At 70.9% G+C, this 22482-nt stretch carries 39 protein-coding genes; all 39 read right to left on the bottom strand.

Annotation, left to right across the window (positions count from 1 at the left end; all coding sequences use genetic code 11):
* Positions 1–33 precede the first annotated feature (33 nt).
* The 39 genes from OHA73_RS19625 to OHA73_RS19815 all read right to left on the bottom strand — a co-directional run bounded on the left by OHA73_RS19625 (position 34) and on the right by OHA73_RS19815 (position 22468).
* Complete coding sequence (locus tag OHA73_RS19625) at positions 34–267, bottom strand: hypothetical protein (protein ID WP_327655695.1); 234 nt, start codon at positions 265–267, stop codon at positions 34–36.
* Positions 177–629: a hypothetical protein gene (locus OHA73_RS19630; protein ID WP_327655696.1), complete on the bottom strand. Its 453-nt coding sequence runs from the start codon at positions 627–629 to the stop codon at positions 177–179. The genes OHA73_RS19625 and OHA73_RS19630 overlap by 91 nt, the downstream gene beginning before the upstream one ends.
* An 11-nt stretch (positions 630–640) precedes the next feature.
* On the bottom strand, positions 641–1177 hold the full coding sequence (locus tag OHA73_RS19635) for a hypothetical protein (RefSeq protein ID WP_327655697.1): 537 nt from the start codon (positions 1175–1177) through the stop codon (positions 641–643).
* 7 nt (positions 1178–1184) lie between these two features.
* Positions 1185–2171, bottom strand: a complete 987-nt coding sequence (locus OHA73_RS19640; protein WP_327655698.1) for a phage tail tube protein — start codon at positions 2169–2171, stop codon at positions 1185–1187.
* A gap of 3 nt (positions 2172–2174) precedes the next feature.
* Positions 2175–2378, bottom strand: coding sequence for a hypothetical protein (locus tag OHA73_RS19645; protein WP_327655699.1), 204 nt, complete (start codon positions 2376–2378; stop codon positions 2175–2177).
* A 25-nt stretch (positions 2379–2403) separates the two neighbouring features.
* The gene (locus OHA73_RS19650; protein WP_327655700.1) at positions 2404–2874 is read right to left on the bottom strand and encodes a hypothetical protein; all 471 of its coding nucleotides are present in this window, start codon (positions 2872–2874) and stop codon (positions 2404–2406) included.
* Positions 2874–3422 (bottom strand): head-tail connector protein, encoded by a 549-nt coding sequence (locus OHA73_RS19655; RefSeq protein ID WP_327655701.1) that lies wholly within the window; start codon positions 3420–3422, stop codon positions 2874–2876. The genes OHA73_RS19650 and OHA73_RS19655 overlap by 1 nt, the downstream gene beginning before the upstream one ends.
* 15 nt (positions 3423–3437) lie before the next feature.
* A complete protein-coding gene (locus OHA73_RS19660; RefSeq protein WP_327655702.1) occupies positions 3438–3656 on the bottom strand; it encodes a hypothetical protein in 219 nt (72 codons plus the stop codon).
* Between the two features lie 62 nt (positions 3657–3718).
* Positions 3719–4966 carry a phage major capsid protein gene (locus OHA73_RS19665; protein ID WP_327655703.1) on the bottom strand — a complete coding sequence of 416 codons (1248 nt, stop codon included), beginning with the start codon at positions 4964–4966 and terminating at the stop codon, positions 3719–3721.
* Positions 4967–5046: 80 nt separating this feature from the next.
* A complete protein-coding gene (locus OHA73_RS19670; protein WP_327655704.1) occupies positions 5047–5820 on the bottom strand; it encodes an HK97 family phage prohead protease in 774 nt (257 codons plus the stop codon).
* Positions 5798–7117 carry a phage portal protein gene (locus tag OHA73_RS19675; RefSeq protein ID WP_327655705.1) on the bottom strand — a complete coding sequence of 440 codons (1320 nt, stop codon included), beginning with the start codon at positions 7115–7117 and terminating at the stop codon, positions 5798–5800. Before OHA73_RS19675 ends, OHA73_RS19670 begins: the two co-directional genes overlap by 23 nt.
* Positions 7114–7293, bottom strand: coding sequence for a hypothetical protein (locus OHA73_RS19680; RefSeq protein WP_327655706.1), 180 nt, complete (start codon positions 7291–7293; stop codon positions 7114–7116). Before OHA73_RS19680 ends, OHA73_RS19675 begins: the two co-directional genes overlap by 4 nt.
* Positions 7287–8801, bottom strand: coding sequence for a terminase (locus OHA73_RS19685; RefSeq protein WP_327655707.1), 1515 nt, complete (start codon positions 8799–8801; stop codon positions 7287–7289). The genes OHA73_RS19680 and OHA73_RS19685 overlap by 7 nt, the downstream gene beginning before the upstream one ends.
* Positions 8785–9051 (bottom strand): hypothetical protein, encoded by a 267-nt coding sequence (locus tag OHA73_RS19690; protein ID WP_327655708.1) that lies wholly within the window; start codon positions 9049–9051, stop codon positions 8785–8787. The genes OHA73_RS19685 and OHA73_RS19690 overlap by 17 nt, the downstream gene beginning before the upstream one ends.
* Positions 9052–9290: 239 nt before the next feature.
* Positions 9291–9728 (bottom strand): hypothetical protein, encoded by a 438-nt coding sequence (locus OHA73_RS19695; protein WP_327655709.1) that lies wholly within the window; start codon positions 9726–9728, stop codon positions 9291–9293.
* Between the two features lie 11 nt (positions 9729–9739).
* Positions 9740–9949, bottom strand: coding sequence for a hypothetical protein (locus OHA73_RS19700; RefSeq protein ID WP_327655710.1), 210 nt, complete (start codon positions 9947–9949; stop codon positions 9740–9742).
* Entirely contained in the window at positions 9943–10218 is a 276-nt protein-coding gene (locus OHA73_RS19705) for an HNH endonuclease (protein ID WP_327655711.1), read from the bottom strand. Before OHA73_RS19705 ends, OHA73_RS19700 begins: the two co-directional genes overlap by 7 nt.
* Positions 10219–10232: 14 nt before the next feature.
* The gene (locus tag OHA73_RS19710; protein WP_327655712.1) at positions 10233–10802 is read right to left on the bottom strand and encodes a DUF4352 domain-containing protein; all 570 of its coding nucleotides are present in this window, start codon (positions 10800–10802) and stop codon (positions 10233–10235) included.
* A gap of 184 nt (positions 10803–10986) precedes the next feature.
* Complete coding sequence (locus OHA73_RS19715) at positions 10987–11190, bottom strand: helix-turn-helix domain-containing protein (RefSeq protein WP_327655713.1); 204 nt, start codon at positions 11188–11190, stop codon at positions 10987–10989.
* Between the two features lie 15 nt (positions 11191–11205).
* A complete protein-coding gene (locus tag OHA73_RS19720) occupies positions 11206–11598 on the bottom strand; it encodes a hypothetical protein (protein WP_327655714.1) in 393 nt (130 codons plus the stop codon).
* Positions 11599–11782: 184 nt separating this feature from the next.
* Positions 11783–12376: a hypothetical protein gene (locus OHA73_RS19725; RefSeq protein ID WP_327655715.1), complete on the bottom strand. Its 594-nt coding sequence runs from the start codon at positions 12374–12376 to the stop codon at positions 11783–11785.
* Positions 12373–12876 carry a hypothetical protein gene (locus OHA73_RS19730; RefSeq protein WP_327655716.1) on the bottom strand — a complete coding sequence of 168 codons (504 nt, stop codon included), beginning with the start codon at positions 12874–12876 and terminating at the stop codon, positions 12373–12375. The genes OHA73_RS19725 and OHA73_RS19730 overlap by 4 nt, the downstream gene beginning before the upstream one ends.
* Positions 12873–13442, bottom strand: coding sequence for a hypothetical protein (locus tag OHA73_RS19735; protein WP_327655717.1), 570 nt, complete (start codon positions 13440–13442; stop codon positions 12873–12875). The genes OHA73_RS19730 and OHA73_RS19735 overlap by 4 nt, the downstream gene beginning before the upstream one ends.
* A 155-nt stretch (positions 13443–13597) precedes the next feature.
* Positions 13598–13909, bottom strand: coding sequence for a hypothetical protein (locus tag OHA73_RS19740; RefSeq protein ID WP_327655718.1), 312 nt, complete (start codon positions 13907–13909; stop codon positions 13598–13600).
* Positions 13906–14127 carry a hypothetical protein gene (locus OHA73_RS19745; protein ID WP_327655719.1) on the bottom strand — a complete coding sequence of 74 codons (222 nt, stop codon included), beginning with the start codon at positions 14125–14127 and terminating at the stop codon, positions 13906–13908. Before OHA73_RS19745 ends, OHA73_RS19740 begins: the two co-directional genes overlap by 4 nt.
* A 363-nt stretch (positions 14128–14490) precedes the next feature.
* Positions 14491–15147 (bottom strand): hypothetical protein, encoded by a 657-nt coding sequence (locus OHA73_RS19750; protein WP_327655720.1) that lies wholly within the window; start codon positions 15145–15147, stop codon positions 14491–14493.
* A 7-nt stretch (positions 15148–15154) separates the two neighbouring features.
* Positions 15155–15712 (bottom strand): hypothetical protein, encoded by a 558-nt coding sequence (locus OHA73_RS19755; RefSeq protein ID WP_327655721.1) that lies wholly within the window; start codon positions 15710–15712, stop codon positions 15155–15157.
* On the bottom strand, positions 15709–15918 hold the full coding sequence (locus tag OHA73_RS19760) for a hypothetical protein (RefSeq protein WP_327655722.1): 210 nt from the start codon (positions 15916–15918) through the stop codon (positions 15709–15711). Before OHA73_RS19760 ends, OHA73_RS19755 begins: the two co-directional genes overlap by 4 nt.
* Positions 15918–16049, bottom strand: a complete 132-nt coding sequence (locus OHA73_RS19765; protein WP_327655723.1) for a hypothetical protein — start codon at positions 16047–16049, stop codon at positions 15918–15920. Before OHA73_RS19765 ends, OHA73_RS19760 begins: the two co-directional genes overlap by 1 nt.
* On the bottom strand, positions 16046–16210 hold the full coding sequence (locus OHA73_RS19770) for a hypothetical protein (RefSeq protein WP_327655724.1): 165 nt from the start codon (positions 16208–16210) through the stop codon (positions 16046–16048). The genes OHA73_RS19765 and OHA73_RS19770 overlap by 4 nt, the downstream gene beginning before the upstream one ends.
* A complete protein-coding gene (locus OHA73_RS19775) occupies positions 16210–16362 on the bottom strand; it encodes a hypothetical protein (RefSeq protein WP_327655725.1) in 153 nt (50 codons plus the stop codon). Before OHA73_RS19775 ends, OHA73_RS19770 begins: the two co-directional genes overlap by 1 nt.
* Positions 16359–16565, bottom strand: coding sequence for a hypothetical protein (locus tag OHA73_RS19780; RefSeq protein ID WP_327655726.1), 207 nt, complete (start codon positions 16563–16565; stop codon positions 16359–16361). Before OHA73_RS19780 ends, OHA73_RS19775 begins: the two co-directional genes overlap by 4 nt.
* Positions 16562–17164 carry a hypothetical protein gene (locus OHA73_RS19785; protein ID WP_327655727.1) on the bottom strand — a complete coding sequence of 201 codons (603 nt, stop codon included), beginning with the start codon at positions 17162–17164 and terminating at the stop codon, positions 16562–16564. Before OHA73_RS19785 ends, OHA73_RS19780 begins: the two co-directional genes overlap by 4 nt.
* Positions 17161–17517, bottom strand: a complete 357-nt coding sequence (locus OHA73_RS19790; protein WP_327655728.1) for a hypothetical protein — start codon at positions 17515–17517, stop codon at positions 17161–17163. The genes OHA73_RS19785 and OHA73_RS19790 overlap by 4 nt, the downstream gene beginning before the upstream one ends.
* A 256-nt stretch (positions 17518–17773) precedes the next feature.
* Positions 17774–20230, bottom strand: coding sequence for a phage/plasmid primase, P4 family (locus OHA73_RS19795; protein WP_327655729.1), 2457 nt, complete (start codon positions 20228–20230; stop codon positions 17774–17776).
* A gap of 99 nt (positions 20231–20329) precedes the next feature.
* Positions 20330–20563, bottom strand: coding sequence for a hypothetical protein (locus OHA73_RS19800; RefSeq protein ID WP_327655730.1), 234 nt, complete (start codon positions 20561–20563; stop codon positions 20330–20332).
* Positions 20564–20646: 83 nt separating this feature from the next.
* A complete protein-coding gene (locus OHA73_RS19805; RefSeq protein WP_327655731.1) occupies positions 20647–21243 on the bottom strand; it encodes a hypothetical protein in 597 nt (198 codons plus the stop codon).
* 98 nt (positions 21244–21341) lie between these two features.
* Positions 21342–22124, bottom strand: coding sequence for a hypothetical protein (locus tag OHA73_RS19810; protein ID WP_327655732.1), 783 nt, complete (start codon positions 22122–22124; stop codon positions 21342–21344).
* Positions 22125–22210: 86 nt separating this feature from the next.
* Positions 22211–22468 (bottom strand): hypothetical protein, encoded by a 258-nt coding sequence (locus tag OHA73_RS19815; RefSeq protein WP_327655733.1) that lies wholly within the window; start codon positions 22466–22468, stop codon positions 22211–22213.
* Positions 22469–22482: the final 14 nt, after the last annotated feature.

Consider the following 22482-nt stretch of genomic DNA (forward strand, 5'->3'; position numbering starts at 1 on the left):
CCGCCCCCTTTGCTCAGGGCGGGCGGCGGCCCGCTATTCGGTTGTGGCGGACGCCCGTAGGCGGGCCTCGTGCTGGTCGATCCATGCGGCGAGCAGCTCGAACCGTTCGACGGTCAGCTCGTCGACGTCGCGCGCCGTGTAGTGCAGGTACAGGCCGAACAGCGGGAGGTAGCTGTTCAGCCGGTCGCTGAACCATTCGTCGTCTCCGGCTCCGGGGCGGGGGCCGGGGCTTTTGGGGTGGTCGCGTCCTTGATGGCCAGCTCGCACGCCTCACGGTCGAATGCGGCAGACCGCAGCTCGTCGAACGCGTCCGCCAGCTTCTCGGGGTGGTCGCCGTAGACGCGCACCAGCTCGGCCGCGTACTGGGGGATTTCCTTCGCGTCCAGGCGCACGCGCACCTCGTCGTCGAAGGGGTCGAACTCGGCAAGGCGCAGGGAGGAGTTGCTGCGCTTCTTGACCACCCAGCCCACGACGCGGATGGCGGTGATGTCGCCGTCCTCCATGCCGCTGAGCACGGCGCCCCACTTCATGTCGGCGGTGCGCTCGATGATCTGCACCTCGGAGGCGCGCATGCGGCCCGCGTCGAGGATCTCGGTGTCGCCACCCTCGGGCGTGTACTCAATGATCACGTGTCGTTCCTTCAGCTCAGGCGGCGGCGCACGTCGTCCAGGACGCGGGCGACCTCGCGCTCGATACGGGGCATGTGGTCGCGGACGGTGTTGTCCCACCAATGCGGCTGTACGTACTGGCTGGCCCAACGGCTCCGGTTGTTGAAGACCGGGTGACGGATGCGGCCGGGCGGCGGTCCCTCGTTGATGACCTTGGGCATGTTCCGCAGGTCCGCCGGCAGGCGGCTCTTGTCGACCCACACCTTGGCGCCCGCCCCACCGGCGGTGGTGCGGACGCTGATCCGGATGGCGCCCGCGATCGTGGCGCGCAGCGGCCTCGTGGTCGGCGACGGGCCACCGTGCGGCACGACGCCGTCACGGTTGCGCTTGCGGCCGTCCGACCGGATGTCCAGGCCCCGGATCTTCGACTGCAGGTCGTCTTTGAGCGGCTCGGCCGCGTGCCGGATTCGGCGCTGCATGGATGAGCGGATGTTCTCGTTACCGGCAGCCCGCAGCCTGCGCTGCAGTTCGAGCAGGCTGCCGGTGTTGAGGATGCGTACCTCGCGCACCTTGCACCTACAGGGTGATGTCGGTGCTGATGTACTCGATGGCGGGTTGGTTCGTCCCGTCGTACAGGCCCGTGAAGCTGATGGTCGGCTTGACGACCTCGAACCCCTCGACGGTCGGCGGCGCCTCGTCGATACGGATCGCGGGCAGCTTGATCCGGAAAGTCTCGAAAAACGTCGACGCGATGTTCGGGCCGATGAACTCCCACACCAGCGCCGTCGCAGCGTCGCTCGTGTGCAGGTCGTCGAGGATCGTGTCGACGTAGTCCATCTCGAGGCTGCCAGTGATCTTGACCTGGTCGTTCGAAATGGGTTCCTTCTTGAGCCCGGCCTGCCCGGCATAGAACCGGTCCACAGCCTGTGGACGCTCGAACTTCACGCTGACCTTGCGGATGCCGTCGCGCGCCACCTCCGTGCCGAACGGCCCCGTTTTCAGGCCCATCTGCACGAAGTGGAACGGGGACTGCGCCGCGTAGCTCGCGACGACCAGGGTCTGCGTCTCGTCGCAGTCCTTGCAGTCGAACTCGAAGCTGGCGGTGAGCATGCCGCCGCTCTCGCACGAGAACTCGGCCGAGGTGACCTTGCAGCCCAGAAAGGTCTTGTCGCTCACGGCGCCGGTGGTGAGCGGCACGCCCTTCTGGATCACCAGGGATTTGCCCGCCGTGTCGGCGAGCGTGTGAGTCTGCAGGTACGCCGGACCCGCGCCCTGCTGTACCGGCGTGACCGTCGTCCCCATGAGGGCCTGCAGCAGCAGCCCCATGCCCTTGTTGGTGACCTCGAGGTCGACGCTGCCGTTGGCCTCGCGCTGGGTGACCACGCGCCGCGAGGACAGCGGCAGCAGACGGCCGGCCGCGATGCCGGCGGACTGAGCCGTCGTCTTCTTCAGGACCAGCGATTCCTTGGTGAATTCCAGGTGCTTGCCCGGCGCCACGTAGGTGCCGTAAGTGGTCTCCGCGCCGATGCTGAGCTGGGCGCCGAGCCCGGATCCGATCGCCATGGATCAGTCCTCCTTCTGCAGCGACTTCGCCGCGGTCTTCTTGGGCTTGGCGCCCGGCTCCTCGACCGGCTCCCACGTCGCCGTCTGGCAGACGTAGGCCTCGAACCGGTCGTCGGGCACTTCGACAATCGCGTCGGGCTCGACAGTCCGGCCGGCCAACTCAGGCACGGTCACCGGCTCGGGCCCGATCAGACGCACACGCGCCATGGGGTACTCCTCGGGTGGTGGTGGATCAGATACGGGCCCGGCACGAGACGGTGAACGACAGGCCCGCCAGGGCGCCGTCGCCGGTCTGCTCCTGGGCGAGGTTGCCGGTGGTCAGGTGCGCCCACAGGACCGTGCCGTTCAGCGTCGGCGCCTCGGGTGCGACGTCCGTGGCGCGCAGCGCCTGCTCGACCACGGCGACCATGTCGAACACGGTCTCCCTGCGCAGGCTCATGTCGGTGTCACCGGCCCGCGCCTCGGCATAGCAGCGGATCGTGAACGACTCGTCGCGGGTGCGGGCGCCCGCCGAGTTGAACGACTGCTCGATGTCGACAGCGCCGTCACCGCTCGGCGACCAGCCGACACACAAGCGCCGCTTCCCGCTGAAGTTCGTGGCGGTCGGACCGTCCACGATCGTCACGTCCGACAGCGCCGGGGCCGCACGCAGGATGGCCAGCAGCGCGGCGACCGCTTCCGGTGCGCGGGACGTTGTCGCCATCACGCCACCCCCGGCGGCAGCTTGTGCGCCTCGAGCAGCTGCAACACCCGGTTGGGCACCGCGTACCCGAACCCCGGGATCGGCTCGCTGACGCTGAAGTCGTCAGCGCCGCCCTGCCCGCGCGCGCTGCCGTACTGGGTGCGCCACAGGTGTTGGAGCAGGATGCGGGCGGCCAGCTTGATGGTGGGCATCTCCGCGGCCCGCCCGGCGGTGTACGTGAACGTCCAGGGCCCGCCGTAGAACCGGCCGCCGGACAGACGCCGCACGATGCCGGTCGTGCCGTCGAGGTGCAGCTGCGCGACGTCGAGCGCCGTGCCACCGGTCAGCTGCGGCTCGACGGACACGAGCGCAACGGCCGGCGTCTTCAGCAGGCACAGCGTCGTACCGGTGCCGTTCACGGTCTCGGTGATCTCGCGCTGTTCGACGACGCCCACGAGGTTCTCGATGGGGGCGGTGATGCCGTCGATGTACGCCTGCAGCTCGTCGTCGTCCCCGCCGCTCTCGATGTCGAGCTGGGCCTTGGCCTCGGCCAGGGTGATGATGCCCACGGCTGCCCCTCTCGCCTACTCGGTGCGGGTCTCGGGGCGCTTGGCGCGGCCGCCGCCGCGCGAGCGGGCCGCGGCCTTCTCCGCACCTGCGTGGGAGTTGCCGTCGTCGACGAGCTCGGCGCGCTCGCCGTCGGCCCACGCTGCGGCCGCCTCGTCGTCGACCTCGACGACGTCGCCCGGGGCCCACGAGAAATCGAGCCCGGATACGGACTGCAGAACTCGGATGCGGACCATGCCCGCCTCCTTTCGGAGCAGGCGGCCCCCGACGAATGCCGGGGGCCGCGGTGCGGGCAGGGTCAGCTCGCCGGGTGCGCGTACACGCGGAACGCACTGGCGTCGTCGGGCTTGGCGTCCATGCGCAGGAAGCCGAGGAACCCGACCTGCAGGTAGTCGGCGTACCGCTCGTCGAGGCGCATCATCTGCCCGCCGGCCACCTGCCGAACGACGTAGGCGGCGTTGATGTTGCCGTAGCCGATGGACTTGGCGCTCGCGGCCGGAGCGGGGATGCCGTTGTCGATGAGCACCGGCGCACCGAGCAGCGTCGAGGCGGTACCGGCCTGAACCGAGGGCTCCCACAGCGGGCGGCCCTGGCCGTCCTTGAGCTTGCGCACGACCTTCAGCGCCGCGTCGGACATGGCCCACTGGGCGCCGTCCCGGTACGCGACGTCGATGGAGTGCTGCAGGTCGATGAGGTCGTCGTAGATGACCGAGGTGACCTGTCCGGCCGCGCCGGTCTTGCCTGCGGTCGCGTTGGTGAACAGGCCCTCGGGCTGCGACGAGCCGGTACCAGTGGCGAGGTGCGCGGCGACCGCGCGGCCGATCCGCTCGCCGAGCTTGCGCGTGAGCCACGCCTCGACACCGAACACGTCGTCCTGCACCAACTGCAGGGACAGGCGCACCAGCTTGGAGGTGTAGGTGTAGGCGCCGAGCGTCTTCTGCCCGAGCGTCACATCCTGCTCGGTGACCTGCGCGTTCTCGGCGAGGATCGCACCGACGTTCGCCGTGTCGTCGTTCGTCGGCCAGTTCAGCGGATTACCGGACCCGGTGGTGATGACGTTCGCCGCACCGAGCAGACCGCCGTAGGCCTTCATCGTCTCGGTGATCTTGTTGAGAGTCTCGGTCGGGATGAAGTACCCGCCCGCGGTTCCCGGCGACGTGGCGCCGGCGCGCACCTCGGCCTGGTTCGACATCATCAGGGCGCGCTGGTCGTGGTCGAGGCCGCCCATGCCGTGCCGCACGTACCGGCCGAACGCGTCGCGGTACGCAGCGTTGTGGTCGATCTCGCCGCGGCCCTCGGCGTCCTCGCCGCCGCCGGTGGTGATGACGGCCTGGTCGCGCTGCACGGTGTCGAGGCGGGCCGCGCGCTCCATGCGCTCGATGTCCTGCGACAGCTCGGTCAGTTCGGCCTCGGCGCGGTCCCACTTCTCGCGCTCCTCGGCCGTGAGCGCGTCGCGGCCCTCCGTCTCGGCGCTCGACTGGATCTCCTGCATCTGGGACCAGACGTTGGCCCGCTTGTCGAGTGCTCGGGTGAGCAGTGTGCTCATGGTGGCGGTGTCCTTTCACGGCACGCCAGACAGCCCCACGGCGGACGCCAAGGGGCTGCAGGGAATGGATGGTGGTGTGGCTAGCGCGACAGCCCGTAGCGGGCGGCCAGCGCGTTCATGCGCATCGACAGGGGCAGGCCCTGGGGCTGAGTGGACACAACCGGCTCAGCAGGTGCCTGTGCGTCGCGAGTGGGCTCTCCCGGCTCGCGGTCGATGTGCACGAGGTCGAGCAGCTCGGGCCGGTGCCGGGCGGCGGCCTCGACCGCGGCGAAGTCGCCGCGCCGATCCAGCGCCCGGGCCACGGCCTTCAGCTCGGCCTCGGTCTCGGGGTAGGCAGGGAAGGTGACGGCACTGACCTCGACGAGGCGTACCTCGCGGATCACGCGGACCTCGACGTCGACCGGGTCGGCGCCCTCGACCTCGAGGGTCTCCGTGTTCCATTCGTCCTTGATGACGTAGAACCCGAACGACATTCCGGTGATGTTGCCGTTGGCGAGGTTCGCCTGCAGGTCGCGCACGTACGACAGTTCGCCGTCGAGGGCCGAGTCGACGGCCAGGCCGTGCTCGTCCTCGGCGAGGGCGAGGGTGCCGGCCGACATGCGCGACACCACGTAGTACGAGTCGTGGTCGATGAGCATCCGCGCGTCGCCCTCGGCGAGCGTCTTGGTGAACGCCCCCGGGGCGATCTCCTCGTAGAAGCCCCAGCGCAGCGGGTTCCCGATCGCGGTACGGGAGTTGAACACGGACGCGTACCCGGCGAACCGGCGCGCCCCATCCTCGCCCGCACGTACCGTCACGTCTGCATCGGAGAGCGCCAGACGGCGCCGCTCCTCACTGCTCGTCATCGTCGGCATGGACGTCGCCTCCTTGTGCCTCGTGGTCGGCCAGCAGGCGGCGAGCCTCGGCCATGAGCGCGGCCGCGCGGACCGGCGCCGGCGCATCGTCCGGCGCGAGCGGATTCGAGCCGAGCGGCGCCATGTACGTGGGCTGCAGATACGTGTCGCCCTCGGGCCCCGCGATCGGCGGGAGTTCCTCGAGGGCCCTGATGTCGTTGGCGGACATGACGCCCGTGTCGCGCATCGCCCGGTAGAACGTGGCGCGCGACGAGCTGTCGCCGCGGAGCAGGCCCTGCAGCCGGTAGTGCGCGTACTCGCCGGGCGGCAGCAGCTCCTTGGTGATGCGCTGCTCGGTCGGCGCCAGCCACGCGGGGCCGAGGTCGAACGTCACCCAGCCCTGCGCCTGCTGCTCCAGGCCGGTCCCCCACGAGGTGCTCTTGGCGGTCTCCATGAGCAGGAACAGCGGCACGCCGAACATGCGCGCCACCTCGGTGATCTGGAACTCGCGGGACTCCAGGAACTGCGCGTCCTTCAGCGGCATCGACACCGGTTGGAACGACGCGCCCGAGTCCAGTACGGCGACCTCGTGGGCGTTCTCGATCCCGCCCACCTTGGCCCGCCAACTGGCCTTCAGCGCGGCCGCCTGCTCTGAGTTCAATCGCTGCTCGGTCTGCAGGACACCGCTCACCAGATTGCCGCGGCCAAACAGCCGGGACGCGCCCAGCTCGGCGGCCTGCGCGAGCCCGATGCCCTGCGCCGCGGCCCGTACCGGCGAGCAGCCGGTGAGCCCGTCGTAGCCGAGGCCGGGCAGGTGCAGCAGATCGCGCGGAGTGAGCCGGTGCAGCACGCCCCAGTCATCGGTCGCGTAGAACCATTTGCCGCTCGGGTTGGCGTCGCTCGGTCGTTCGCGGTCCACGGACACCCGGTCCGGGCTGATCGGCCACAGCTCCTTGACCTGCCCGGACGGGGCACGCAGCTTCTGAATGTAGGCGTTGCCCCACAGCACACGGTGCGCGTAGGCCAGCCGCCACAGTTCCAGCGGCGTCAACTCCGGGTGCGGGTCGGCGAGCAGCGCGTTCTCGGTGCGGTCCTTGGTGCCGGCCTTGTACGTATGCAGCGGAAGCGCCGCGGACACGCCCGCGATGACAGCGACCGACCGCCACACGGCCGGCATGTGCAGCGCGGATCGCTCGGACACCTGCACCCCGGCCTCGACCTTGGGGCCGCCGAGCCAGTCCAGCAGCGACGAATCGGTGATCGGCACCGCCGGATTTTCCGGCGACGAGCGGCGGTCGAACAGGCCGAACAGGCTCATGACGTCGGCTCCTTACGGTGCGCGGCCGACGGCGGGGCGAGCTTCTGCTCGGCGGCCACGATGCCCATGACGCCTGCCAGGATGAGCGCCGCGGGTACGTACACGAGGGCGACGCCGTAGAGCAGGGCCAGCAGGGACACGACTTCCAGCACGGTCAGCACGACGTTTCTCACCACAGGTTCGGCGCCCCTTCCTCTTCCACTTCAGCGCCGAGCCCCCACTTGGCGAGCGTCACCGCCACCAACGGGCTGATATCCACCGACACGACCCGCCGGGCCCACGCCCACGCATCGCCCAACCGGCGCTGCTGTGCGCCCGCGAGGGCCGCGGCGAGCGGCGCCTGGTCGAGGTGCGACAGGTTCTGTTCGGTCACTGCGTCGTAGAACTGGCCGGTGGCCTGCACGACGTCTCGCGTCTTGGCCTGTACGACCGGGGCGAGCAGCTGGGGGTCTTCGGACGTGTCGTCCGGGTCGACCTTCAGTGCGTCGGTCAGGTCGCCGATGAGCGAGGCTGCAGGGCCGCCCGAGTCGATGACCCAGCAGCGGGGCCCCCACTTCTTGGTCAGCTCTCGTGCGCGCTCCTTGAACCAGCCCGTGCCCGGGCGGTGGTCGACGACCTCGACGTGCGTGCCGCCGCGCCACGAACCGGCCACGGAGATGGCGACGTGCGACCGCTCGGGCGTCATGTCGACGGCGAACGACACCGGGTCGGAGGGCGACGAGTCGGCGGCCGCGAGCGCCCGCCACGCGTCCTCGCCGATGACCTGCCACGTGTCCGCCGTGTCCGACGGGTAGTCGCCGACGCCGAGCCGCTCCCGTTCGAAGATGCCGCCGCTGCCGAGGGACGCGCGCTCGTTGCGCACGAACTCCGGCGTGATCAGGATCCCCAAACTGGGGTTGGCCTTGGCCCAGTTCGCGACGTCGTCGGGGTCGTCGTGGTCGGTGCACGCCGGGCCGCATTCGTCCCTGTGCGGGTCCACCGACCATTCGAAGTAGGCGAGGCTCGGGTCCGGCGTGCCGGACTCCAGGGCGGCCTCACAGCGGCGCCGCAGGCGGGCCAGCTGTACGGACGGATGGCCGATGCCGGCCGAACCCAGGTACCAGATCTGCGGGTTGGGGACAGCCGACAGCGTGGGCATCAGCGCGCCCATGGCGTCGTCACCCAGGATCATGTCCTCGTCGAGGATGATCGTGTCCCCGGTGAAGCCACGACCGGAGCCCCCGGAGCGGGCCAGGAAGTACAGCTTCTGCCCTGTGACCAGCTCGATGCTGGTCTCGGTGGTGTTGTTCAGGACCCGCTTGACGCGCTTGCTCAGGGCGGGCGTGCCGAGGATCAGGGAGCGGATCCGCTCGAACGCGACGCGCGCCGTCTTGAACTCGTGCGCCGAGTGGATGATGACGCGCTCGCCGAGCAGGAACAGCCCGGCCAACTCTCGCGCCTCGAGGACGCCGCCCTTGCCGTTCTGTCTGGGCACGTTCACCGCGACTTCCATCGCGGCCCATTGCCCGTCGGCGCGCTCGCGCATCCCGATGTCGAGGACGTGCTGCTGCCACGGGAACAGATCAAGTCCGGCCTTACTTGCCAGCTTGATCGCCTCGCGGCTGGCGGACGACGCCCAGTCGGGTGGCACGGTGGTCAGCCGCGGGGTCTGTACGCCCACGATCGCTTCAGGTTCGGCGAGCACGGACACGGCGTTCCACCCCCTCTTGCAGCAGCTGGTCGACGTCGTCGTTCTCGACCTTGGGCGGAGCGAGCTTGCGCAGGGTCTCCATCACCGTGCGTAGCTCGCGGCCTGTGTTCGCGAGGGCGGTCGCATTGCCGCCCTTGTCCATGATCATGGCGAGGGTTAGAGCGAGTTGCGCCAGGCCGGGAGCGATATCGCGCACACCAAGAAGATCAATCTCGGCGGCGGTCGCGTCCTCGTTCTCGAACATGATCACCCCCGTCGTCACTCAGGGTGATGTCACGGAGAGTCGCTAAATCGCTGGCGTTCGCTTCGGCGGATTAGCGAGTACAGACCCCGTGTGTACAGCCGGGCGACAAGGGCGTTTGGGTCGCCCCCTCCGGAGCCCAACTTTTGATCCACTCTCCCCACCAAGCCATGATCCACAGTGCGCGTCGACCAGTGATCGGGCCAGGTCACGGGGTGCAACCACCCCCCGGTGGCTTTGAGTTACCAGCGGCGCGAGGTCTGCGGCATGCCGGTGGCGGCCTGGCGTCGGCGGGCGTTGTACCACCGTGTGGCTACGCGCTCCATGGCTGGTGATCGCATCGCTTTGATTCGGTTCATGACGACTTCACGGCCTGGATCTACAGGCACGATGCGCGCGCCGAGCCGCTTGTACTGCGCCAACGCCTTGGCCTTGGGCATGGTGTGGATGAGGTAGACGTCGACCTTGTCGAGGTGCTTGATCGCCTCGTCGATGGCTGCGTAGCGGGCGCGCTGGGCTACCCGCTGCTGCACCTCGCCGTGGTTCCAGTGCGGTGCGCCTGGTCCGGTGAGCGCGACGGTGATGCGGTCGAGGTCGATGACGATGTCCTCGGGCTTGGCGTGCCCCTCGATCCAGCTGCTCTTGCCTGCGGCCGGCGGGCCGGTGATGACGTACAGCACGGGGCGTCACCTCACATGGACCGCTGCCAGCGGGACACTGCTACGGGGCGGCCATGTCGGTCCTGCGGTGTTGGCCAACCGATCGCGATGGGCCCGAACATGTGGACGGCGAGACGGCGGGTGCGCTTGGCGCCGCATCGACACCGGTAGTAGGCGTAGGCGCCCATGACCTGCCAGTGCGGATCGCGGTGGATCAGGTGAGGGAGGTGCAGGGTCACCACCTCCGTGAGGCTCGCTGCGGCTGCGCTCGTGGCGTGCGGTTGCCCTTGGCGCTGTTGCACCGGCGGTGTGCGGCGCGGGCGTTGGCCGGGTCGAGCAGGTCGCCGCCGCGCGAGAGCGGCCGCTCGTGGTCGAGGGTGAAGGACAGCGGGTGCCGGGCGTGCAGCTGGTAGTTGATGTTGTGGCCGCAGAGCCAGCACGGCAGTTGCTGGGCTCGGAGCCAGGCGCACAACCTGCGGTAGGGGCGCCCGTTGCGCGGGTTGCCGGCCACGGGCGCCCACCTCCTTACGCCTTGGGCACGGCCCACTCGATGGGGCTCTCGCCGTCGATCGCGTAGTCGATGGTGGCCGGCCTGGTCTTGGCGTGGACGGGGAAGGCGACCTTGCCGCGTGCGCACTTCTCGGTGCCGAGCACCTTGTCCATGGGGAACTCGGGCTTCGGCATGTCGCCGCCAGACAGGCCGGTGGACTCCATGGTGGTGCCGTCCTTGTAGGACAGCGACCATGGGGTTTGGCTGACGCTGATGTCGTCGCTGCCCGTGTTGCAGACGCGGATGTCGGCGGTGGCCCACGAGTCGCCGCCCAGCTCGTCGCCGGGCGCCTCGGGGCCCTGCTCGGTGTGCGTGTACGCGAGGACCTCGATGGAGGCCGTGGCGCCCTCTGCGCCCTCGACGGGCGCCTTGTCGCCGAGGGCGAGCGGCCCGTCCTTCTTGGGTGCGGCCTGCTCCTTGGGCGCCGCGGTCACGGTCTTGGTGACGGTGACCGCGGGCTCGGGGTCGCCGCTGCTGCTGCAGGCGGTGAGAGTGCCGAGCAGTAGGCCGGCCGCGATGGCACCGATGGTGCTGCGGTTGTGCATGATCCCCCCTGGGATGAGCTGTTGAAGCTGCATCATCCGCGACGGGAATGATCGTTGGGGAAGCCGTGATGGGCCTGTGACGCGACGAACCCCCGGCGGTGGGCCGGGGGTTCGTCGTGTGTCTGTGGTGCCGTATGCGGGCACAGTTGTTCACCGAGATCGTGACACCGGCCTGACCTGCACGTCAAGCGGCGGCGGGGGTGTCGCGCTTGGCGGCATAGGCCTGGACGTCGTCGAGGGCGAACCAGCGCTGCCGCGGCGTGCTACCCGGGGCGGGGGTGAGGTGGCCGCGGCGGACGAGCTGGCGGACGCCGTCGAGGCTGATGCCGAGGGCGGTGGCTGTCTGGTGGGCGGTGAGGTAGCCGGGGCGCAACAGCTGTGACTCCATGCGCCCCATGGTGCGCTACGGCCGCCAGAGGTCGCGCCAGTCCTCGGGGTAGTGCGGGCGTTCCTTGCGGATCTCGCGCCATGCCGCGTCTGTCTCGGCGGTGCGCCGTTCCTCGGCGGCCTGCGCAGCGTGGCGGGCTTCGTCGACCGCGCGGCGCGCTTCCGGCGTCACCGGGGCGGCTCGGTGGCCGTACAGGTAGGCGCCGTCGTCTGCCCGGCGCGGCCAGCCGCCGTCACGCAGGGACTCGTACTCGGCGTGCTTCGTCGGTTCCGGCTCCGCGCTCGCGTTGAAGAGTTCGGCAAGCGGCGGTGAGACCGGGAACAGGTAGAGCGGCTGTGGTGTCTCGTCGGGCATCTCGTATGTGCGGCCGTCGGCGGGGCCACCGACGAAACTGATCCTGACGGTCATGGGGTCATCCTCTCGCGGTCAGTGGCCGCAGTGGGGCTTGGTCCACCATCCGCAGGTGGCGCAGTACTCCAGGCCGAGCATGGTCAACAGGTTGTGGATCATTGGTCGTTCACGTCCTTCGGGGTGGTAGATGTCCGGGAGATGCCCCGGTAGATGGCGGTAGATGAGCCGGTAGACGTGCAGGTCAGACGGCGGTAGATGCGTCGGTAGACGTCTCTGGCTCCGCGGGCGGGGAAGGGGCGAGGTCGTCGCGGTGGACGCCCCGTGTCGGGCCTCCACCGGGGGCCTTGACCTTGGGTCGCACGGGGATGCCGAGGGCCTCCAAGCGGGCGCGCAGATCGGCCACTGTCCAGCCCTGCCCGTGGCCCTGCTGTTGGAGGTGGGCGAGGACGGTCCGCAGGTGCACCGCGGAGGCCTCTCCCATGAGCGTCAGCAGCAGGGTCCGCACGGCCTCGGGGTCGAGGGGTTCCGGGGCGGCCGCTGTGTCCTCGGTGGGCGTTCGGCCGGCCCTCCATGAGGCGGCGCACCAGAGCGAGACGAGGACGCCGAGCAGCCAGGGTGCGGCGCGGGCTGCTCGGTAGGCGGCCCATGCCAGGGCGCCGAGGAAGACGAGGCGGGCGAGGGGGCCGAGTGCTGCCTTCCAGCCGGTGAGGTCATCGCGGCGGCCGCGGCGAACCCAGCGGGCGAGGGCGGCGGTGCGGCGGTGCCACATCAGCGTGCTGCCGTGTGCGAGCCGGTTGGCCGCCCGCGCGCGGGCCGCATGGTTCAGGCGCTTCACAGGATGCCCGCCCCTTGCACAGCGGCCACGACCGCGTCTCCCACATCGTTCAGGGCGCCGGGAAGCCAGGACAGGGCCCCGGCGATGCCGGCAGTGAGCAGCAGTACGGAGCCGACGAACGCGCCGCCGAGGGTGCGCCGCCTGTCCTTGCGTCCGGCCGCCTTGTAGGAGAGGCCGACGAGGAACACGACGACGACCACGACAACCGCGCCGGTTGCGCCGAGACCGGTGAGCTGTCCGGTGGTCAGGCCGCTGGTGGCCGGGGCCCCAGTTGCCGCCTGTCCGGTGCGTTCGCCTGCACCGTTGGCGAGTCCGCCGGTGTGGGCGTGGGCCCATCCGAGGATGCCGCCGGGGCAGGCGGCCGCGCAGGCGGCGCCGCCGAACCCCTTGCCGAACGCGGCGAGTTTGGAGAGCTCGCGGCCGCCGGTCCACCAGGGGTGGAGGTTTGCGGTGAGGACGAGCAGGGCTGCGAGCAGTCCGCCGATGGTGAGGCCGGTCATCGGTGGACTCCTGTAGCGAAGGTGATCGGGTCGAAGAGGTCGAGGACGCCGAGGGTTCCGATCGCGGTGGTGATCAGGGCGAGGCGGGTGAGCCAGCGTCGGCGCCGCAGGTCGAGCAGGTAGGTGGCGCCGAGGACGATGCCCGCGGTGGTGTAGGCACCCGCGAGGGTGTCGGCGCGCATGTCGTGCAGTACGAGCGCCCAACCGGTGGCGGGAGACCAGCCGTTGAAAAGCGGGAGGACGCTCACGGCGCCGGCGGTGAAGGTCTGCCAGGGGCGGAGCCATTGCCACAGCCACGACCAGTCACGGCGTTCGCGGGGCTCGGCGGTGGGCTCCGTCTCCATGGCTCTGCGCGGCGCGCGCTTGGGTCGCGGGGTGGGCTGGTCGGCGTTGCCGTCGAGGATGTCGTCGAGCCAGTCGCGGGTGCGCGGCTCGAACCCGTCCGGGAGGCTCGGCGGAACGTCGGGGAGGGTGACGGGCTCGGCGTCGGGCCCGACGCCGAGCCTGCGGAGCAGTGCCTGTACGCGGCGCTCGTCGGCGCCGGATTCGGTGTGATGCGGGGTCATACGGTCCTCAGCGGAGGATGGCCACGGCGAGCGCGGCGAGTGTGATCAAGAGAGCGACGGCACCGGGGATGCGGGGCACGTCGGATGGCGCGACGGCACACAGTCCGATCAGCGCGACCAGTGCAACAGCGGGTATGAGCGCTGCGAGCACCGTGTTACGCGGCGCCGGATCCGGCGCCGCGGGCGTCCCGGACGATGTCGACGGGGCCCAAGTTCGGAGGTGGGGGCGCGTCGTGGTCCATGTGCCGCTCGACCAGGTAGCCGGTGATGCGGGGCAGGACGTCGCGCGGGTATGACCCGTGATCCCACACGTACCGGTAGCTGTGTGCGACGAGTGAGGCGGCGTGCTTCACGGCGTCGGTGAGCGTCATACCGGTGGACATGAGGGTCACGAGGTCGTCATACAGCGCCTGGTCGACGGCGACGGAGAGGCGCTTGCCGGCCTCGGGGGGCGTCTTGCGCGTCATCGCGCGTTCACCGCCTCGGCGGCGTAGGAGCACAGGTGCGCGTCGTCGCGGTGGTTCTGCATGCGGCGCGGGGCGGCCGAGGCGTAGTCGGCGGCGCACTGGCGGAGCAGGCGGGCGACGCGCATGCGGTGGGCGATGGCGGCGTTGGCCGGGGTGCGGCGGAGGATGCCCGAGGCGATCAAGTAACGCCGCGGGGCGATAGGGTTCCGCTGGGTCATGACGAGGTCCGATCTCGTTCGTGATCAAGTGGTGGTCCCGGACGGGCGGTAGGGTCGCCTGCTCCGGGATTGCCCGCTTTACGGGCCTATTCGGTTGTGGTCGGGGAGCTGTCGGCGGGGGGTAGGGTCCCGGTGCCGTGCTCGCGGATGGCACGTCTTACTGCGCTCGGGCTGATGCTTCGGTCACGGGCAACGGCCGACTTGGTGCCCAGTTCGGTCACTCCGTCTTCCAGGGCTTGGGCCCGGCGTCTGGCACTGTCCGAGATCAGGGCGAGTAAGCGTTCCTGCTCGCGGTCCTCAGCGTCAACTCGCGTGCGCCAATCGGTGGTTGGCACGCCTGCACAGTACTAGAACACTAGGGTTCTAGGCGACCGATTCGACAGAACTGGCCGCCTGCTGTGCGCGGGCCAGCGCGAGCGCGCGGGACGGCGGCCACATCGTGCCGCACCAACGGCACGTGATCGTCGACTCGTTGGGACGCCGCAGCAGGACGGCACCACACCGGGTGTCCTCGGCGTCCAGGACCGTGGGGCACAGGCCCATGCGGACGGGGCGCTCGGCCGGGTCGGTGGGGGCGACGATCGAGCGGACGTCTCGCTCGAGGCCGCGGATCTCGGCGGCCATGTCGCCGGCCATCGGCCAACTGGACGCGATCCACTCCATGTTGATCGACAGGGCGCGGGCGGCGACGACGATGCGCCGGCCAATGTCGTGCGCGATGACGGGCTGGCCCCATCCGCGGTCGTGCTGCATCGCAGCGCGCCAGTCCTCGAGGACGCCGACGATGCCGCCGGGGCCGCGGAGGCTGAAAGGTGCCTCGGCGACGGGCAGGGGAGCCTCGGTGCGGCCGCCGCTCCGGGTGCCCTCGGCGGGGCCGGTGACGGCGGGCTGCAGGAATCCGGCGAGGGCCGTGTACCAGCGGGGCGCGTCGTCGAGACGTTGCCCGGTGGCGATGGTGCAGCCGGGGCAGAGGTAGCCGTGCTCGAGGTCGCGTTCGCACAGGCCGCAGGTGGCGCTCATGGTGGTGCTACTCCTTGGGGTCGGCGAGGGCCGCGCGGACAGCGCGCGCGTATCGCAGGTCGGGAGCGAGGGCGTTCTCCCACCGCTCGGCGAGGGCGCGCACGCGATCGAGGGAGGCCTCGACCCGGTTGGACGTGTCATGCGCGATGCGCAGCAGTTCCTCGGCCTGGTCGGCCCGCTCCTCGGCCCTCTGGCGCGCCTGGTGTGGGGTGAGTGCCCCCGGGGCGACGCGCTGCAGGACGAACGCGAACCGCTCGGGCGACTCGCCCACCTTGACCTCCATCTCGATCGGGGTCTCGGTGTAGTTGGGAGCGTCCCCGAGCATGGCGCGCGCGGCGCCGACCCAGTGCGCGACCAGCTCGCGGGCGGGCTCGATCTCCATGGCCATGCCGTTGCGGAAGTCCATGGCCTTGAGCCCGGTCTCGGCGAGCTGCTTCTCGATCCAGCGATCGCGCGCTTCCTCGTCGCGGCCGCCGAGCTCGACGAGCAGGGCGTCGCGCTCGGCGTACAGCTCGTCGAGCGCCTGGTCGTTGATGCTGCTCGCGGTGTGGCGCTGCTTGGTCATGCAGCCCACCCGGCCCGCGCGCACTCGTCGTCGTGCGCCTCGCCGCGGGACGTCCACCACGTCTCGCAGCAGGCGTCCTCGAGGGCGAGGACTACCTCGTCGTCGGCGGCGATCGCCCCGACGGGGACGACGCGGATGCGGGCGGTGCTGTGGCCCACCACCCAGCCGAACGCGAGGGCGAGCAGGATGAGAACGAGGTCGGTCATCAGCTGGTCTTCTCTCTGCGGATGGCGCGGGCGATGGCGACGGCCGCGGCGGCGGTGAGGATGGCAGCGCCGGCCACCCACGCGGCGGCGCCGTAGATGACGGTGAGGAACGCGTCGGACAGCGCGATCACAGGTACTCCCCGGTCATCTCGACGGTGGTGACGCGGGCGCCGGGGTGGAGGCCCTGGCCCCACATGTCGGCGTGCTCCCCGAGGTAGCTGCGGCGGGAGCAGGCGCAGGTGCCGGTGGCGGGGGCGAAGTGGCCGCGCGGGCAGCGGGGTCGGCTCTTCACTAGGTCCTCCGCGGGGTGACGGGCTTGGGGGTGATGTGCCAGCCGAGGTCGCGGAGTTCGGTGACGACGAGGCGGGCGAGCAGCTCGGGCGAGGCGCCGGGGTGGTCGGCCATGACGGCGGTGAGGACGGCGCGGACGGCGTCGGGGATCACGCGGCGGCCCTCCCCTCGGCGGGGCGGTGGGGGCAGTGGCCGACGCGGACGCGGGCGAGCAGCTGCTCGACGGCGGCCTTGCCGGTGGCCCGCTCGTGCTCGCCGCACGCGCACAGCCAGTCAGCGACGGGGCCGCCGGTGTCGAGGCCGCGGGCTTGGAGGCCGGGCTGTATGCCCTCGATGCGGGCGGGTTGCTCGCTCACGCGGCGGCCTCGCTCTCGTAGCTGTGGCCGGGGCACCAGATGCTCGGGTGGTCGGCCCACGGGTGCGCGTCGTGGTAGTCGTCGTGGCCGCACTGCCGCACGTCCGTGCCGCTGGCCGGGTCGTGGAAGGCGCAGTGGCACGGGCCCTCGGCGTAGCCCGGGGTCTGGCACTCGGTCACCGGGGCGGGCACGTCGGTCCAGTTGGTGGCGTCGCTGATGACGAGGACCAGCTGGCCGCCGGGCACCTTGTTCCCGAGTCGCATGTCGGGGCCGATGAGCCGGGTGTGGTCGTCGTCCTCGAGGAGCCCGGCGTCGACGAGTCCGTCGACGGCGGCCTTGAACGACGGGTACCAGTTGGCCGGGTCGGCGCGGCCGGCGCGGGCGGGCCGGTAGTAGGCGACGATGCGGGCTCGCTGGTAGAGGGCGCCGGGCTTGGCCGCGGCCAGCATGCGCATCAGTGCCGGGTTCTCGGTGGCGGCCTGCATGGCGGCGGCGCGGAGCGTGCGGGTGCGGTCGGCGCGGACCCGGTGGTGGTGCCGGCGGTTGGCGTTCAAGAGCGGGAGCCCGGCGGGCAGTTCGATCGTGAAGGTGAGGCTCACAGCAGGGTCTCCTGTATCGGGCGTGGTCGACAGCGGTGGTCGGCGATGACGGTGTGGGTGCAGCGGCCGCCGGCGATGTGCCATCGGTCGCGCCAGCGGATGCGGTCTCCGGTCAGCTCGCTGGTGGCCAGGCACCAGGTGAGGCGGCCGTCCAGGCGGGCGAGGATCTCGGCGGCGAGGTCGAGCGGGGTGGGGTCGGCGCGGACGTCGACGGCGGCGACGCGGTCGGGGGTGCGGGCGACGAGGGTGTCGGCGCCACAGCGGGGGCACGGATCGCTGCGGGCGGTCTCGACACGGGCGTCGATCTTGGCCTGCAGCCGGTCGGCGAGCGTCGCCTTGGGACGCGCGGTCACGGCGGGCCTGCGAAGGGGTGCGAAGGGGTTGCGAAGGGATCCGCGAAGGGGTGCGCGAAGGGGTTGACCTGCGGTGCGTAGGGGTCGAAGGGGTTTCGCGATGCTCGCCTTGCATAGGGCGACCCGTCTTCTTCCTTCTTCTTATGTGCGTGGGTGAGGAAAAACCCCTTCGACCCCTTCGACTTGCAGGTCAAAGCCTTCGCAGACCCCTTCGCAAAACCCTTCGCAACCCCTTCGCACCCCTTCGCACCGGCGGTCATCGGGCACCGCCGAAGTGGGCGAGCGCGAGACCGACGGTGACGGAGCGGCGGGTACGGCTGTCCTTGGTCTGCTCGTAGCCGCCCTCGGCCAGGCGCATCGTGAACGCCTTCAGCGACATGGGGTTGCGGACGCCGGCCTTCTCGGCCCACTTGGTGTAGCTGGCGTACAGCTCGCTGTTCTCGGTGGCGGCGGCGAGGACGTTGTCGGTCTCCTCCTCGAGCCACATGGCGAGCGGGTTGGACTGGGCGATGTGCTCGCGGGTCTTGGCGGTGACCGAGTCGGGGACGGCGAGGCCTTGGCGTTGCCAGTCGAGGCAGCCACGGATGATCCAGTTGAGGACGCCGGGCGCTTCGCGGGCGAGGATCTGCTCGTCGAGTCCCTTGATCCGCTTGGCCGGGGGAACGATGACGTCCCATCCGATGTCGTGCAGGCGGCGGGCCATGCTGTGGCTGCCGGATACGTCGGGCAGGTGGTTGGTCGCGAGGTGGATCTTTCCGACGGGCCGGAAGTCGAAGAACTCGGCGTTGAGGAAGCGGGCGCTGATGACGTCCTCGCCGGTGAGCCGCTTCACCAGCTCCTCGTCGAGGGGCTTGCCTCGGCCCTCGGCGTTGCGGCCGGTCTCGCTCGTCGACAGCAGGCGCTTGCCGACCATGCGGGCGATATCGTTGGGGATGCCGCCGTCGTTGCGCTTGGCCATGAGGGTGGAGCCGGGCACGGCTTGGGCGTAGTCGCCGAGGATGCCCATGAGGATGCGCATGAAGACGCCCTTGCCGTTCTGGCCCTCGCCGTGGTGGATGAACATGACCTGCTCGCCGGTGCCGCCGGTGGCGGTGTAGCCGGTGACGCGGGCGAGGTAGGCGCGGCGTTCCTCGTCGGGCATGACGCTCGCGAGGAAGTCGTCGAACATGGGGCAGGTGGCGGTCGGGTCGTAGGCGATGGCCGCCTGCTGCATGAGGTAGAGGCTGCGGTCGTGGGCGCGGAGCTGGCCGGTGGCGAGGTCGACGATCCCGTTGGCGACGTTGAGCAGCATCTCGGGCCGGTCGAACGCGTCCATGGTGGAGTGCACGGCGGGGTACGCCTGGAGGACTTCACGGGCGGCGGCGATCTTCGGGCGCATGCGTTGCTTGCGGGCCCATGCGAGGAACTGGTCGCGCTGGCTGGCCTTGTCCTTCTTCGGGTCGCCGGACGGGTCGTCCTGTGGGGCGTCGTCGTACTGGTCGGCCTCGTCTTCGAGCCGGTTGACGGTGTCAACGGCGCGTGTCCAGACGCCGGTGTTGGCGGCCTTCAGCGACCAGCGGCCGGCGGTGTAGTACGCCCAGCGTTCGATGTCGGCGAGCCACCGGACCTCGCTGCCGTAGCGGTCGATGATGCGCTCGGCGGTGCCGAGGTCGTCCCATTCGCGGGCGGGCATCGGGGAGGGCAGCGGGACGGGCTGCTCGGTGGGCGCGGTCCAGGCCGCGGTCGCCGCTGCGCGGGTGGGGGCGGGCTGTTGTGGGAGCAGCAGGGTGTTGCGGTCGCGGCGGACGGGCGGCCACGGGGTGCGCGGGTGGGCGATCCCGGCGGTGAGACCCGAGTTGATGGTGGGCAGGGCCCGGCCCTCGGGGTGGTTGCCCGCGCGGGCCGCGGCGAGCAGGGCGTGCCGGGCCTCGGACTCGGCGATGGCGCCGGCGCCCACGAGGGTGCCGAGGTTGAAGGCGCTGGTGTTGATCTGGTTGTTCTGGTCGCCCTCGGCGGCGGCCGCAATGGCGTTGCACTCGGCTTGTACGGCGCTGCGGGTGTACGCGTCGAGCTGGCCGACGTGCAGGTCGAGCGGCGCTGCGTTGGCGGCCGACGCGGGGGTGGGCGTGGTGTGGACTTTGGTGGTGAGCGCGGTGAGTAGCCAGGCCGGGGCGGCGACCGGGGGCTGGTCGACGCTGTCGAGTTCGTAGATGACGCCGGTGGCGTGGACGGAGCCGGGGCCGATGACGTAGGCGTTGCCCGCGCGGACGTCGCCGGTGAACTGGCCGCGCAGGGCGCCGAGCCGGTTGCCGAGGCGCAGGTCGGCGGGTGCCCAGTAGTAGTCGTGGTGTCCCTTGGCGGTGTGCACGCGCATGGTGGGCGTGTGCTGGTGGCCGAGGCGGGCGGCGGTTTCCTCGAGGGCGCTCGGCTCGTCGGAGTCGACGACGAGCAGTTGCATCCCGTCGGGTCCGGTGCATGCGCCGATGGCGACGCCGACGTTGCGGAGCTGGTTGCCGAACAGGGCGCGGGCTTGCTGCTCGTCGCGGGCGTGGGTGCGGGTGAAGGCGACGGCGGTGTGCTTACCGCGCTGGGTGCAGGTGGCGGGGTCGTGCCCGTCGCCGACGCCGGCGCATTGGTCGAGCCCAGGATGGTCCACGGGGAACACGGCGAAGCCGTGGGCGATGAGCCACATGGCGCCGTCGATGGGCGTGGCGCGAACCGTGGTGGTGCTCAAGGTGCGGGCTCCTCAAAGCGAGGCGGACGGTGGCGAGTTGATGGGGTGGGGGTGTCCGCCGCCGGGCGGGGGCGTGGGGAGGATCCCGGCGGCGGACGGTCAGGTGGTGCTGCTGGCGAGGGACCGCAGACGGTCGATGCCGCCGCGGACGCCGACCAGCTCGAGGGCTGCGGCGTAGGCGGGCCAGCCCTGCGCGAGTCGGGCGGCGTTGGCGTAGTCGGCCTGCTCCCACGCGCGGAGCAGCGCGGTGGTGAACGAGCCGGCCGGGTAGCCGCCGTGCCCGGTGTGGAAGAGGACGTGGTTCGCGATGGTGCTGGTGATTTCGATGGGCATGGGGCCCTCCGTTCTGTGGTTGGTCCGGCCGCCGCCGTGCCGGGATCTGTACGGCGCGGCGGCGGCCGGTGTTGGGGCGGGGTCTAGAACGGGGGCTCGCCCTGCGGCTGCTGCTGCGCCGGGATCTGCGCGGCGAGCGCAGCGGTGGCCGGGTTCTGCTGCGCGGCGGCGTACTGCTGCGGCGTGAGGCCGGGCGGCGGGGTGGTGATCTCGCCCGTGGTGGTGTTCACGCCGGGCGGCACCGCGGCGGCGGCCGGCGCCGGGGCGGGAGCGGGCACCGGAGCAGGCGCAGGGGTGGCGGCCTGGTTGAACGTCGGCCGGTGCGCGTGCACCCACTGCTCGGCCCGCTTGTCGTCGACGCCCTCGTTGAAGGGGAGCAGTGCCCACGCCTGGAATCCGGACTGGGTGGGGATCTGCCCGATCCGGCCGAGGGTCAGGCCGCCGCCGACGGACAGCCGGTTGACGAGCGCCGGGTGGCTGACGATGACACGTTCCTGCAGTTCCTGGCCGCCGTCGTCGAGGTCGACGAGGTCGACGGTGGCGTTGTCCATGTCCTTCTTGCGCAGGTCGTCGTACCGCTGGGTGATCTCGTGCACGGTGGTGACGAGGATGAGGTGCCCGTTGGCGTCGGCGGGCTTGAAGAAGCCGCCGCTGCTGGTGGGCTGGTTGAACATCGACATGTGGTTCTCCTTGGTGGGTTGTCCCTGGTGGCCGTTGGCCGTTGGGGGTTGTCCGGTGTGGCCCCGCCCCGGAGTCGTGGGGCGGGGAGTCGATGGGGCTACGTGCTGCCGGGGCAGCCGGTGGCCAGGTCGGTGCTGCCGCGCTGGTACCAGTCGCAGAAGAAGCACTTGGCGTCCGGGCTGGTGGGGAACGCGGCCCATGCGGCGGGGTTGGCCTCGGGGTCGACGGCGAGCAGCTGCTCGCGGATGCGCTGCAGGCGGGCGATGGCGGCGAGCGCGACGTCGCGTCGGTACTCGTCGACCCACACGTAGGGCTCGAGGCGGTACTGCCGGGGCAGGAAGACGATCGCGACGCGCTTCGGGGCCTCGCCCGCGTTCTCCATGCCGAGGCCGTAGAGGTTGGCCTGGATGCGGTACTGGTCGCCGGGCCCGTGCCGCCGGTACTTGGCGAGCGAGGTGGGGCTGACGCACTTCCAGTCGTAGACCGTGCCGGTGAGCCGGTCGTAAAGGTCTGCGCTGCCCGCGATCGTGGCGTCCTCGGTGTAGCCCTGGTGCACGGTGACGCGCTGCTCGACGAGGTAGCGCTCCCCGTTGGGGTCGCGCTGCTCGAACAGCTCGGCGAGCCACGTGTGGAGGGCGGTGCCTTGAACGGATGCCCACGGTTCGCGGTCGGCGCCGGGTGCCTTGGGCCAGTCCATGGACTTGTAGGCGAGGGCGCGGTCGCAGGGGTTGCCGACCTCGGACGGGCCGATGCGGCGCTGCCGGGAGCGGGGCGCGTTGTTCGCGGTGTCGTTGATGAGCTGGCGGATTTGCCGGGCGATGACGTCGCCGGGTGTGGGCTCGGCGACGGGCTTGCCGTGGGCGGTGGGTTGGGCGAACATCGCGCTCCTTCCTGCTGGTTGGTGGGGGTGGCCGGGCCCGCTCGGGGGTGGTCGCGGGCCCGGCCGGTCGGTTGGCTACTCGGTGGCTACTCGGCGAATGCCTCGTCGGCTTCGCGCTCCTCGCAGTCGACGCAGCCGCAGTCGGTCCACGAACCGTCGATGAACTCGGCCATGCACTCGCCGTCGTCCTCGGCGGGGTGGTGCTCGGCGGCGCGGGCCTGCTCCTCGGTGAGGGCGCGCTCCTCGTCGGCGGCGTCGAGGCGCAGCTCGGCGTCGCGGTCGTCCGCTTCCATCTCGGCGTAGCTCATGACGTCGGCGTTGGTGAGGTCGTCGTAGTCGGACAAGGTCACTGCTCCTC

The sequence above is a fragment of the Streptomyces sp. NBC_00483 genome, from assembly GCF_036013745.1.
In the GTDB taxonomy this organism is placed as follows: Bacteria; Actinomycetota; Actinomycetes; order Streptomycetales; family Streptomycetaceae; genus Streptomyces.